Source organism: Streptomyces sp. NPDC044061 (assembly GCF_056434305.1).
Genome location: NZ_JBWKFL010000002.1, coordinates 332624 through 343513, shown reverse-complemented (window position 1 = coordinate 343513; position 10890 = coordinate 332624). Strand labels below are relative to the sequence as shown.

Here is a 10890-nt window from a genome sequence, read left to right as displayed (position 1 = left end):
CGTCAGGTCCACCGGGCTTGGAGGAGGTTGATGCCCGGGTAGGGCTGCGGCCTTATCCCGCTGAGCCTGCGCGGGTCCCAGGCGGTCATCAGCTCGTTGTGGACGACCGGGTAGAGCACGGCCTGCTCGGCGACGACGTCGACGTAGTCCTGGACCATCGTCTTCTTCTTCGCCGGGTCGGGCTCCCGGGTCGCCCGGTCCATGTCCCGGAACAGCTGCTTGGCGATCGGGTTGTCGGCCCATCGGGTGTACTGCATCCACAGGTTCTGGGGGCCGTAGTTGTAGTGCATGATCAGGTCGGCGTCGAGGCCGAACTGGTTGGGGTTGGAGGCCGCGGCCACCACCTGGTAGTCCTGCTTCTGGTCCATCTTGGTGAACACCGCCGTGGTCTCCTGCGGCGCCAGGGTCGTCTCCACGCCGATGGCGTCCCAGGAGGACTTGATGGTCGGCAGGCAGTCCACGATCCAGCTGACGTTCACGGCGAGGATCTCGACCTTGAGCCCCTTGACCCCGGCGGCCTTCAGCAGCGCCTTCGCCTTCTTCGGGTCGTGGTCGTAGACGGTCCTGGCCCGCCGGTAGCTGGGATTGCCCTCGTTGAGGAACGACGACGACGGCTTCCCGTGCCCCTTCAGCGCGACCTGCACCATCTTCTCGGTGTCGATCGCGTAGTGCAGCGCCTGCCGCACCCGCACGTCGTCGAAGGGCTTGTGCCGGGTGTTGAACATCAGGAACAGGTTGTTCATCCCGGCGCCGCCCGCGACCTTCAGCCCGCCCTGCTCCAGCCGCGCGATGTTGGCGTAGGGGATGTTGTCGGCGATCTGCGCGCCCGCGCCGGACCCGGAGATCTTCGCCACGCGCGGGGCCGCGTCGACGATCGTCAGCCAGTTCATCCGCTTGAAGGCGGCCTTGCGCGGGCCGTTGTAGGCGGCGAACGCCTCGAAGGTGGTGTTCGACTTCGGATGGTGCGCGGTCTGCCGGTACGGCCCCGAGCCCACCGCGAGCCCCTTGATCGCGTCGTCCCAGGCGCCGGGCCGGGAGAACACGTGCTTCGGCATGACCTTGGCCAGAGTGAGCCGCGCGAGCCCGTCCGGGAAGGGGAACCTCAGCACCAGCTCGACGGTCCGCGCGTCGACCTTCCTGACCTCCTTCAGCCAGCTCACGAAGAAGCCCCTGGCGAGGGTCTGGGTCTTCGGGTCGAGTATCCGGTCGAAGACGAAGACGACGTCGTCGGCGGTGACCGGCTTCCCGTCGTGGAAGGTCGCACCGGAGCGCAGCGTGAACCGCCAGGTCGTGGCGTTCGCGTCCTTCGGCACCTCGGTGGCGAGCGCAGGGTAGGGCACCCGGGAGATCGGGTCGGTGTCGAGCAGACCCTCGTAGACGTGGTTGTTGCCGGCCATGGCGAACGCGGACGCCGTCTGCGTCGGATCCCAGCTGCCGTCGTTGCCGTACCCGATCACCGCGGTCAGCGTGCGGTCCTTGCCGCTGCCCCCGTCGCCGGTGTCGTTCGTGGACTCCGGACCGGCGGAGCAGCCCGCGAGCGCCGGCGGAAGGAGGGCGGCCGCGCCGAGCGCCCCCGCACCGGTCAGGAACGACCGGCGGCGCGGTGCCGGCACGTCGTGGGTCGCGTCGTCGCGCACGGTTCCTCCAGGGAGGTCGGGGGCGGGAGGGGGGAGGTACGACGTCCTACGTCCGGTCGGTCAGCGCGACCATAGGAGGGCCCGTGGGGGCGGTCAAGAGAGCGCACACGAATGGCCCAGCCGCCACCGGTCGCACCAATGGCACGTCGAGCGGCGGTGGTTGGCGGACTACACCGGCCGCACGGGGATGAGCGGATCGCCGCCGCCGAGCAGGGCGAGGCCCAGTTCCGTGACGGTGTGCAGCGTCGCGTTGCGGTGGCGGTGGCTGGAGACCAGGGCCGCCTCCCGCAGCGCCGCGATGTGACGGCTGGCGTTGGGCGCGGTGGTGCCGGCCCTGCGGGCGAGGTCGCCGGTCGACGCGGTCCCTTCGGCGACCGCGTGCAGCAGGACCGCCCGCGTCGGCCCCACGAGCGTGCCGAGCGCCCGGCGGTGAGCCGGAGCGGCCTGCGGAGCGGCCCAGTTGACCTGGTGCTCGATCGGGTACACCAGGACCGGCGGCAGGCCCGGGTCGGCGAAGGCCGTCGGGGCGTGGCGGCAGAAGAACGAGGGCTGGAGGAGCAGTCCGCGCCCGCGGAGATGCAGCTCCTGGTCGACCGGGTAGTCGAGGCGCAGGACCGGGTACTCCCAGCGTGCGGAGGGGTGCAGGGTGCTGAGGACCGCGTCCCAGCCCCCGTCCAGGAGGGTGGTGGAGCGCCGCGAGCGGTCCCGGCCGACCTGAGCGCGTATCCGGTCCCAGTACGGCACGAGGGCGGCGCCGAAGTAGGCCTTCGAGGCGTCGGCCAGCCGCCCCAGACCCGACGCCTCACCGGCGACCAGTTCACGGCACCACGAGGGCAGCCGCCTGGTGGGGTTGCGCCGGCCGAACTCCCGCAGATCCGCGTGGACCTGCCGGAGTGGTGTGGCGCGCAGCGCCTCGACCTGGTCGTCGAAGCCGGCACCGGCGGCCGAGGTGAGGAAGTCCACCGAGTAACCGACGGGTGGTGCGAGCGCGGTCAGTGCCCGGATCGACGACGGCACCCGGGGCAGCGTCTCCTTCAGCCAGGAGCCGAAGACCACCCCCGCATCGCGTCTGCGCATCCGGTTCAGGCTGATGAGCAGTTCCCACAACGGGTCGGGCTCCGCGGCGATCCGGATCCGGGCCAGGTCCTCGCCCGTGAAGTGAATTCGCAGCATCTCAACCCGCCCGACCTGCGAATTTGCGTTTCAACGCACACAAGTTCACGACGTTCCCCCGTTCCCCGCAGACTCAGACCAGTCACGGCTTGAGCAGCACACGCCAAAAGCTCAAAGGATCATATGTGGTGACAGATCGTGAAGTCGACGCGGCACGACCGGCGTTCATGAGGATCGCGGACAGGGTCGTCGGGAGCGCCGCCGACGGAAGGAGCAACTCGTGAGCATCAAAGCCAAGTTCGCCCAGGGCGCCGTCGCCCTCGCGCTCGCCGGCGCCTCCGTCGTGGGCGCCTCCGGCGGCGCCTCCGCCAGTCCGAACGCGCCGTACATCGGCTACAACCACGTCACCTCCGGCGCCCCGGTGTGGTGTGTGCAGCGCAGCCTCAACCACATCATCGACCAGCACCGCTGGCCGCAGGCGTACGGCAACCCGCCCTTCGGGAAGATCGCCGAGGACAGCAGCTGGGGCAACCAGACCTTTCAGACCGTCAAGTGGTACCAGGCCTGGGCCACCGGCAGCCGGCCCGACGGCGTCGTCGGCCCGGAGACCGGCCAGCTGCTGCTCAACGACGGCGACCCGTACTACAACGGCACCTCCTGGGGCGGCTGGGGCTACTGCTGGAACTACATCCCCAGCTCGTACTGACCCGGCCCCCACCACTCACAGTCACACGAAACGGAAGGGCTCCGAGTGAGCATCAAGAACAAGATCGCCAAGGGCGTTGTCGCGCTCGCCGTGACCGGAGCGTCGATACTGGGCATGTCCGGCACGGCCGACGCCAGCTCCGGGGCCGCCTGGCTGGGCTACGGCCACACCACGTCCGGCAGTGGGGTGTGGTGCGTGCAGCACAACCTCAACTACATGATCGCCAGCCACGCCTGGGCCGACGACTACCCCAATCCGCCGTACGGCAAGATCGCCGAGGACAGCGTCTGGGGCAAACAGACGGACGCGACCGTCCGGTGGCTCCAGGGCTGGCTGACCTTCGAGACGCCGGACGGGGTCGTCGGCCCGAACACCGGCTCGGTGCTGCTGTCCAACGGTGACCCGTACTACGTCGGCACGCCGTGGACCGGTCACGGGTACTGCTGGGACAAGCTCCCCGGCGACTACCTCTGATGCCCTGACCGACCTGGGGGTACGCACGCCCCCGGGTCGGTCCGGGACGCCAGGGACGCACTCCGTCCATGCCTGAGGACCGGGCGCCGCCCGCCGCGCCGCCGCCCCTGCGGCCGACTTGCCACCACCCCCGCCGGGGCCGACTCGCGGCCCGCCGTCGAGGCAGACTCCGGCCGAGTGTAGGCACGCTGGGCCACCAGTGGCATGCGAAGAGTGAAATTGCCGGAGGCAGGGGAGCCACCGGGAGTGGACGCGATGAATCTCCCGGTCGGCTCCTGTGCCGTCGACACCGGTACCGGACGCCTCGGCATCGTCATGGGGCACGAAGGGCCGTATGTGCAGCTGCGGCCGTACGGCGGCGGGCGGGAGTGGGACGTCAGACCCGAGTCCGTCCGGCGGGCGACCGCGGCCGAGCGGCTGAGCGCGGCGACGGCCCACGCCAACGCGCGCAGCAGGGGCGAGGTGCCTTGAAGAGCCGACCCCTGCCCGGGAAGGCGGTGTGGGCGGGCAGAATGGAGCCATGAGTCTGTTCCGCGCCGGTGGCGTCCTGCCGCGCACCCAGAGGCCGGGTGCGGCGGCCCGGGTCGCGCTGTGCCCGCCCGCGGTGCGCTCCCCGGGCCCCCGGTCGGCCGGAAGCGGGGGTCGGCCGTGAGCCTTTTCCGGGACGACGGCATCGTCCTGCGGACCCAGAAGCTCGGGGAGGCGGACCGCATCATCACGCTGCTCACGCGCGGGCACGGACGGGTACGGGCCGTGGCGCGGGGCGTGCGGCGGACCAAGTCGAAGTTCGGGGCCCGGCTGGAGCCGTTCTCCCACGTCGACGTGCAGTTCTTCGCGCGGGGCAGCGAGCTGATCGGGCGCGGGCTGCCGTTGTGCACGCAGAGCGAGACCATCGCGCCGTACGGCGGCGGGATCGTGACCGACTACGCCCGCTACACCGCCGGCACCGCCATGCTGGAGACCGCCGAGCGGTTCACGGACCACGAGGGCGAGCCCGCCGTACAGCAGTACCTGCTGCTCGTCGGCGCCCTGCGGACCCTCGCCCGGGGCGAGCACGCGCCCCACCTCGTCCTGGACGCCTTCCTGCTGCGGTCACTGGCCGTCAACGGCTACGCACCCAGCTTCGGCGACTGCGCGAAGTGCGGCATGCCCGGACCGAACCGGTTCTTCTCGGTCGCCTCCGGCGGTTCCGTCTGCGTCGACTGCCGGGTGCCGGGCAGTGTCGTACCCTCGCCGCAGACCCTGGTTCTGCTCGGCGCGCTGCTTACGGGAGACTGGGAGACGGCGGACGCGTGCGAGGCGCGGTACGTCCGCGAGGGCAGCGGGCTGGTGTCCGCCTACCTGCACTGGCACCTGGAGCGCGGGCTGCGCTCGCTCAGGTACGTCGAGAAGTAACAGCCCGAGAAGCCCGAGCAGAGGGAGACGAGAAGCACATGGTGGTACGCGGGATCCTGGGGCGCCAGCGCCGCGAGTACAGGTCGCCGGAGCCGCACCCGTCCGGTGCCCGCGCGCCGAAGCTCCCGGGTGAGCTGGTCCCGAACCACGTGGCGATCGTCATGGACGGCAACGGCCGCTGGGCCAAGGAACGCGGTCTGCCGCGCACCGAGGGCCACAAGGTCGGCGCGGAGCGCGTGCTCGACGTGCTGCAGGGCTCCATCGAGATCGGCGTCCGCAACATCTCCCTGTACGCCTTCTCCACCGAGAACTGGAAGCGCTCGCCCGACGAGGTCCGCTTCCTGATGAACTTCAACCGCGACTTCATCCGCAAGACCCGCGACCAGCTCGACGCGCTCGGCATCCGGGTGCGCTGGGTGGGCCGGATGCCCAGGCTGTGGAAGTCGGTCGCCAAGGAACTCCAGGTCGCCCAGGAGCAGACCAAGGGCAACGACCTGCTCACCCTGTACTTCTGCATGAACTACGGCGGCCGCGCCGAACTCGCCGACGCGGCGAAGGCGTTGGCCGAGGACGTGAAGGCCGGCCGCCTCGACCCCGCCAAGGTCAGCGAGAAGACCATCCAGAAGTACCTGTACTACCCGGACATGCCGGACGTCGACCTGTTCCTGCGTCCCAGCGGTGAGCAGCGCACGTCCAACTACCTGCTCTGGCAGAGCGCGTACGCCGAGATGGTCTTCCAGGACGTGCTGTGGCCCGACTTCGACCGGCGTGACCTGTGGCGGGCCTGCGTCGAGTTCGCCTCCCGCGACCGGCGCTTCGGCGGGGCCGTACCGAACGAGGAACTCCTCGCCATGGAGGCCGACATGAAGGGTGATTCCACCTCGTAGTCACGGGGGGTTCATCGGGTACGCCGAGGATGCGGGAATCATGAGACGTCTCACCCCTCTTCTCGCCCTCGGCGCCCTGCTGCTCACCGCGCTGCCCGCGCATGCGGCCGACAGCCCCTCGGACCGCCAGAGCTACGGCACCAAGGCGCCCTACGCGCCGTGGCAGAACCCCCGCGGCTACCAGAAGGCCCCGGCCGGCTTCGTTCCCGTCTTCACCGAGAACGTGTCCCGGCACGGCTCCCGCGCGGCGACCGACAGCGAGGACGGCGACCTGATCCTCGCGCTGTGGGACAAGGCACAGGCCGAGGGCCGACTCACGCACCGAGGCGAGGTGTTCGGGCCGAAGGTCCGCGCCCTGCAGGCCGCCATGGCGAAGGTGGGCTACGGCAACCTCAGCGGGCGCGGCAGGCAGGAGCTGCGGGACACGGCCGTGCGCCTGGAGCGGCGGCTGCCGTCCCTGTTCGGGAAGATCGCCGCCGACGGCGAGAAGATCGACGTGGTCAGCTCCGGCCAGGGGCGGGCCGTCGACAGCGGTGACGTGTTCGCGGGAGCCCTCGCCGACACCGACCCCGCGCTGAAGCCGCTGATCGGGCCGGCCCGCACCGACAAGGACCTGCTCTACTTCCACAAGGCCGCGGGCGGCGCCGCCTACCGTGACTACATCGCGAACGACCAGCGCCTCAAGGACACGCTGCACGCCGTGACCGACCAGCCGAGGACGCATCGGGCCGCCCGCGGCGTCCTGCACGGGATCTTCGAGGACGACTTCGTCGACCGGATCACCGACCAGGTCGGCGCCGCCCGGGCCGTCTACAACCTGTACGCCATCGCCCCGGCCATGAGCGAGGAGAGCCCGGACGGGCGGGGCTGGGGCATGGAGCGGTTCATCTCCCGTTCCGACGCCGCCTGGTTCGGGTACCTGAGCGACGCCGAGGACTTCTACGAGAAGGGCCCCGGCTTCGCCGACAGCGACATCACCTACAGGATGGCCGGTGTCCTGCTGGACGACTTCTTCGAGCGGGCCGAGGCCGAGCGGGCCGGCACCGGCGACCTCGGCGCCGAGCTGCGCTTCACCCACGCCGAGGAGATCATCCCGCTGGCCGCCCTGATGGGCCTGCCCGGCAGCACGGAACCGGCGACGCCGGGGGAGCCGTACACCTACGCCGACAACCCCTGGCGGGGCGCGTCCGTCTCCCCGCTGGGCGCGAACATCCAGTGGGACGTGTTCCGCAAGGGCGACCGCTACCTGGTGCGCATGCTCTACAACGAGAAGGAGACAGCCTTCAGGACCGGCTGCCGCCCCGTCGCGAAGGGCAGCGCCTTCTACGACCTGGACGAACTGGAGCGCTGCTTCGGGCGAGACTGACTGAGCTGCGGCTCCGCAGGGGCGCGGGGAACCGCGCGACCGGCCACGACGGACCCGCGGCCGGCGACGGTCCGCGTCCCTACGGCGCCTTGCCCACCGCGCAGTCGGAGCAGGTGCCGAAGATTTCCACCGTGTGGGCCACGTTGACGTAGCCGTGTTCCGCGGCGATGGCCTCCGCCCACTTCTCGACGGCGGGGCCCTCGACCTCGACCGCCTTTCCGCAGGTGCGGCAGACGAGGTGGTGGTGGTGCTCGCCGGAGGAGCAGCGACGGTAGACGGACTCGCCGTCGGAGGTGCGCAGGACGTCGACCTCGCCGGCGTCGGCGAGGGACTGGAGGGTGCGGTAGACCGTGGTCAGGCCGACCGAGTCGCCCTTGTGCTTGAGCATGTCGTGCAGTTCCTGCGCGCTGCGGAACTCGTCGACCTCGTCGAGGGCCGCCGCCACAGCGGCACGCTGCCGGGTGGCGCGGCCCCTCACGGGCGGTCCAGCGGTCGTCACCGGTTGCCTCCTCCACGTCTCGCTTCTGCCCGGGCCATTGTGCCAGCCCGGGCTGTCGGCGGTCAGACGCCGACCTCGTCCCCCGCCCCGCGCGTGGCCGGAATCGAGCACTCGGCGGGATCGCCCGCCGGCCGTGCCGCTGCGGCCGCGCGGGCGCGTCGGCGGGCCAGGGGAGTGGCCAGGGCGGTCAGGACGACGAACGCAGCGATGGTCAGCAGGACGATCGTCGCGCCGGGCGGGACGTCCTGGTAGAACGAGGTGATCGTGCCGCCGACCGACACGGTGACGCCGAGGGCGACGGCGACCGCGAAGGTCGCGGCGAAGCTGCGGGTGAGCTGCTGCGCGGCGGCGACCGGTACGACCATCAGCGCGGAGACCAGGATCAGGCCGACCACGCGCATGGCGACGGTGACCGTGACGGCCGCGGTGACCGCGGTGAGCAGGTTCAGGGCGCGTACGGGCAGCCCGGTGACCCGCGCGAACTCCTCGTCCTGGCTGACCGCGAACAGCTGGCGGCGCAGCCCGAGGGTCACGACGACCACGAACGCGGCGAGCACCATGATCGCGGTCACGTCGGAGGGCGCGACCGTCGACAGCGAGCCGAACAGGTATGACATCAGGTTGGCGGTGGAGCCGCCCGGCGCGATGTTGACGAACATGACACCGCCGGCCATACCGCCGTAGAAGAGCATGGCGAGGGCGATGTCACCGCGTGTCCTGCCGTACCAGCGGATCAGTTCCATGAGGACCGAGCCGAGCGCGGAGACGGCCGTGGCCATCCACACCGGCGAGGCGTGCAGCAGGAAGCCGAGGCCGACGCCGGTCATCGCGACGTGCCCGATGCCGTCGCCCATCAGGGGCTGGCGGCGCTGGACGAGGTAGATGCCGATCGCGGGCGCGGTGATGCCGACCAGGACGGCCGCGAGAAGCGCCCGCTGCATGAAGGCGTAGTTCAGGAATTCCATCAGCTCAGCAGTCCCGTGCGGATCGGTTCGGCGCCCGCGGGTGCGTGCGGGTGTACGTGGTCGTGGCCGGGCAGGGCATGCAGGCCGACCGCCTTGGGCGGCGGGCCGTCGTGCAGCACGCAGCCGTCGCGCAGGACGACCGCCCGGTCGATCAGGGGCTCCAGCGGGCCCAGTTCGTGCAGCACGAGCAGGACCGTGACGCCCCGGGAGACCTGCTCGCGCAGGGTCGCGGCCAGCACTTCCTGGCTGGCCAGGTCGACGCCCGCCATCGGCTCGTCCATGATCAGCAGCTCGGGCTCGGCGACCAGGGCGCGGGCGATCAGCACCCGCTGGTGCTGGCCGCCGGAGAGCGCGGTCACGGGGTCCTTGGCGCGGTCCGCCATGCCGACCAGTTCCAGGGCCCGGTGCACGGCCCTGCGGTCGGCCCCGCGGAAGAGGCCGAAGCGGGTGCGGGCCAGGCGGCCCGAGGAGACGACCTCGGTCACCGTGGCGGGAACCCCGCCCGCGGCGGTGGTGCGCTGCGGTACGTACCCGACGCGCGCCCAGTCCCCGAAGCTCCGGCGCGGGGTGCCGAACAGCTCGATCGTGCCGGCGCTGACCGGCACCTGGCCGATGACGCTGCGCACGGCGGTCGACTTGCCGGAGCCGTTCGCTCCGAGCAGCGCGACCACCTCACCGGCGCGCACGGTGAGGTCGATGCCGCGCAGCACGGGGCGAGAGCCGAGTTCCGCGCTCACCCCGCGCATCGCTATGACGGGCTCGCCCATGGTGTCCTCCTCCGTGCCGGTCACTTGGCGCCCAGCGCCCGCTGGAGCGCCTTCAGGTTGGCTTCCTGGACCGAGAAGTAGTCCTTGCCGCGGGACTGCGCCGTGATGCCCTCGATCGGGTCCAGGACGTCCGTCCGCAGGCCCGCGTCGCCCGCGACGGTCTTCGCGGTCTTGTCGCTGACGAGCGTCTCGTAGAAGACGGTGGCGACGCCGTCGGCCCTGGCCAGGTTCTCCAGGTCCTTCACGCGCGCGGCGCTCGGCTCGGACTCGGGGTCGAGGCCGCTGATGGCCTCCTCGGTGAGGCCGTAGCGCTCGGCGAGATAGCCGAAGGCGGCGTGCGTGGTGATGAAGACCTTGGTCCTCGTGTTCGCGAGGCCGTCCTCGAAGCGGGTGTTCAGGTCGTCCAGCTTCCTCACCAGGGCGGCGGTGTTCTTCCGGTAGTCGGCCGCGTGGTCCGGGTCGGCCTTCTCGAAGGCCTTGCCGACGCCCTCGGCGACCTGGGCGTAGCGCACCGGGTCGAGCCAGATGTGCGGGTCCTTGCCGCCGGACTCCTCGTCGGGGTGCGTGTCGTGCGCGGCCGCGTGGCCGCCGACCTCGTCGCCGTGCTCCTCCAGCGTGGTCAGGGAGGCCGCGTCGATCTTCGTCGTGACCGGGGACTGGGCCACCGCGTCGTCGACGGAGGGCTGGAGGTTCTTCAGGTACAGGACCGCGTCGGACTCCTCGATCCGGGCGATCTGCCTGGGACTGATCTCCAGGTCGTGCGGTTCCTGGCCGGGAGTGGTCAGACTGGTGACGTGGACGTGGCTGCCGCCGATCTGCTCGGCGAGGAAGGTCATCGGATAGAACGACGCGACGACGTCGAACTTGCCCGTGTTGCCCGCGGCGGCACTGTCGGTGGAGCAGGCGGACAGGGCGCCCAGCCCCAGTGCGGTGGCGGCGGCGACCGCGGACGTGCTTATTCGGGAAGCCGGCAGGCGTCGTCGTACGTTCATGACAGTCATTTTCAACTAACATGGAAACCGTTGTCAACAACGCCTTCGAGGGGCCGTGGGCAGGGGGCCGATTTGGTCGTGGGGGAGCC

12 protein-coding genes are annotated in these 10890 nt (G+C 70.9%); 6 read left to right on the top strand and 6 right to left on the bottom strand.

From position 1 onward, the window contains the following. Positions 1 to 2: 2 nt before the first annotated feature. Entirely contained in the window at positions 3 to 1637 is a 1635-nt protein-coding gene (locus AC07CM_RS04035; protein ID WP_478874749.1) for an ABC transporter substrate-binding protein, read from the bottom strand. Between the two features lie 168 nt (positions 1638 to 1805). Continuing rightward, positions 1806 to 2810, bottom strand: coding sequence for an ArsR/SmtB family transcription factor (locus tag AC07CM_RS04030; protein WP_478874748.1), 1005 nt, complete (start codon positions 2808 to 2810; stop codon positions 1806 to 1808). 220 nt (positions 2811 to 3030) lie between these two features. Between AC07CM_RS04030 and AC07CM_RS04025 the strand changes: the two genes are divergently transcribed. From AC07CM_RS04025 to AC07CM_RS04000, 6 genes are all read left to right on the top strand, one after another. Continuing rightward, the gene (locus AC07CM_RS04025) at positions 3031 to 3456 is read left to right on the top strand and encodes a peptidoglycan-binding domain-containing protein (RefSeq protein ID WP_478874747.1); all 426 of its coding nucleotides are present in this window, start codon (positions 3031 to 3033) and stop codon (positions 3454 to 3456) included. 45 nt (positions 3457 to 3501) lie between these two features. Then, on the top strand, positions 3502 to 3930 hold the full coding sequence (locus AC07CM_RS04020; protein WP_478874746.1) for a hypothetical protein: 429 nt from the start codon (positions 3502 to 3504) through the stop codon (positions 3928 to 3930). Between the two features lie 255 nt (positions 3931 to 4185). Continuing rightward, complete coding sequence (locus tag AC07CM_RS04015; protein ID WP_478874745.1) at positions 4186 to 4401, top strand: hypothetical protein; 216 nt, start codon at positions 4186 to 4188, stop codon at positions 4399 to 4401. A gap of 177 nt (positions 4402 to 4578) precedes the next feature. Continuing rightward, positions 4579 to 5325: a DNA repair protein RecO gene (gene recO / locus AC07CM_RS04010; RefSeq protein WP_365247287.1), complete on the top strand. Its 747-nt coding sequence runs from the start codon at positions 4579 to 4581 to the stop codon at positions 5323 to 5325. A 38-nt stretch (positions 5326 to 5363) separates the two neighbouring features. After that, positions 5364 to 6212: an isoprenyl transferase gene (locus AC07CM_RS04005; RefSeq protein WP_478874744.1), complete on the top strand. Its 849-nt coding sequence runs from the start codon at positions 5364 to 5366 to the stop codon at positions 6210 to 6212. Between the two features lie 40 nt (positions 6213 to 6252). Further along, entirely contained in the window at positions 6253 to 7578 is a 1326-nt protein-coding gene (locus AC07CM_RS04000; RefSeq protein ID WP_478874743.1) for a histidine-type phosphatase, read from the top strand. 79 nt (positions 7579 to 7657) lie between these two features. Here the strand turns inward: AC07CM_RS04000 and AC07CM_RS03995 are convergent, their stop codons facing one another. From AC07CM_RS03995 to AC07CM_RS03980, 4 genes are all read right to left on the bottom strand, one after another. Next, entirely contained in the window at positions 7658 to 8077 is a 420-nt protein-coding gene (locus tag AC07CM_RS03995) for a Fur family transcriptional regulator (RefSeq protein WP_478874742.1), read from the bottom strand. 62 nt (positions 8078 to 8139) lie between these two features. Further along, positions 8140 to 9042: a metal ABC transporter permease gene (locus AC07CM_RS03990; RefSeq protein ID WP_478874741.1), complete on the bottom strand. Its 903-nt coding sequence runs from the start codon at positions 9040 to 9042 to the stop codon at positions 8140 to 8142. Then, positions 9042 to 9809, bottom strand: a complete 768-nt coding sequence (locus tag AC07CM_RS03985; protein ID WP_478874740.1) for a metal ABC transporter ATP-binding protein — start codon at positions 9807 to 9809, stop codon at positions 9042 to 9044. Before AC07CM_RS03985 ends, AC07CM_RS03990 begins: the two co-directional genes overlap by 1 nt. A 20-nt stretch (positions 9810 to 9829) precedes the next feature. Then, positions 9830 to 10801: a metal ABC transporter substrate-binding protein gene (locus tag AC07CM_RS03980; RefSeq protein ID WP_478874739.1), complete on the bottom strand. Its 972-nt coding sequence runs from the start codon at positions 10799 to 10801 to the stop codon at positions 9830 to 9832. Positions 10802 to 10890 lie beyond the last annotated feature (89 nt).

Bases quoted from the DNA above. Each gene is read 5' to 3' on its own strand.
- AC07CM_RS04000 (WP_478874743.1), top strand. From the start codon at position 6,253: ATGAGACGTCTCACCCCTCTTCTCGCCCTCGGCGCCCTGCTGCTCACC.
- AC07CM_RS04030 (WP_478874748.1), bottom strand. From the start codon at position 2,810: ATGCTGCGAATTCACTTCACGGGCGAGGACCTGGCCCGGATCCGGATC.
- AC07CM_RS03985 (WP_478874740.1), bottom strand. From the start codon at position 9,809: ATGGGCGAGCCCGTCATAGCGATGCGCGGGGTGAGCGCGGAACTCGGC.
- AC07CM_RS03980 (WP_478874739.1), bottom strand. From the start codon at position 10,801: ATGAACGTACGACGACGCCTGCCGGCTTCCCGAATAAGCACGTCCGCG.
- AC07CM_RS03990 (WP_478874741.1), bottom strand. From the start codon at position 9,042: ATGGAATTCCTGAACTACGCCTTCATGCAGCGGGCGCTTCTCGCGGCC.
- AC07CM_RS04015 (WP_478874745.1), top strand. From the start codon at position 4,186: ATGAATCTCCCGGTCGGCTCCTGTGCCGTCGACACCGGTACCGGACGC.
- AC07CM_RS04005 (WP_478874744.1), top strand. From the start codon at position 5,364: ATGGTGGTACGCGGGATCCTGGGGCGCCAGCGCCGCGAGTACAGGTCG.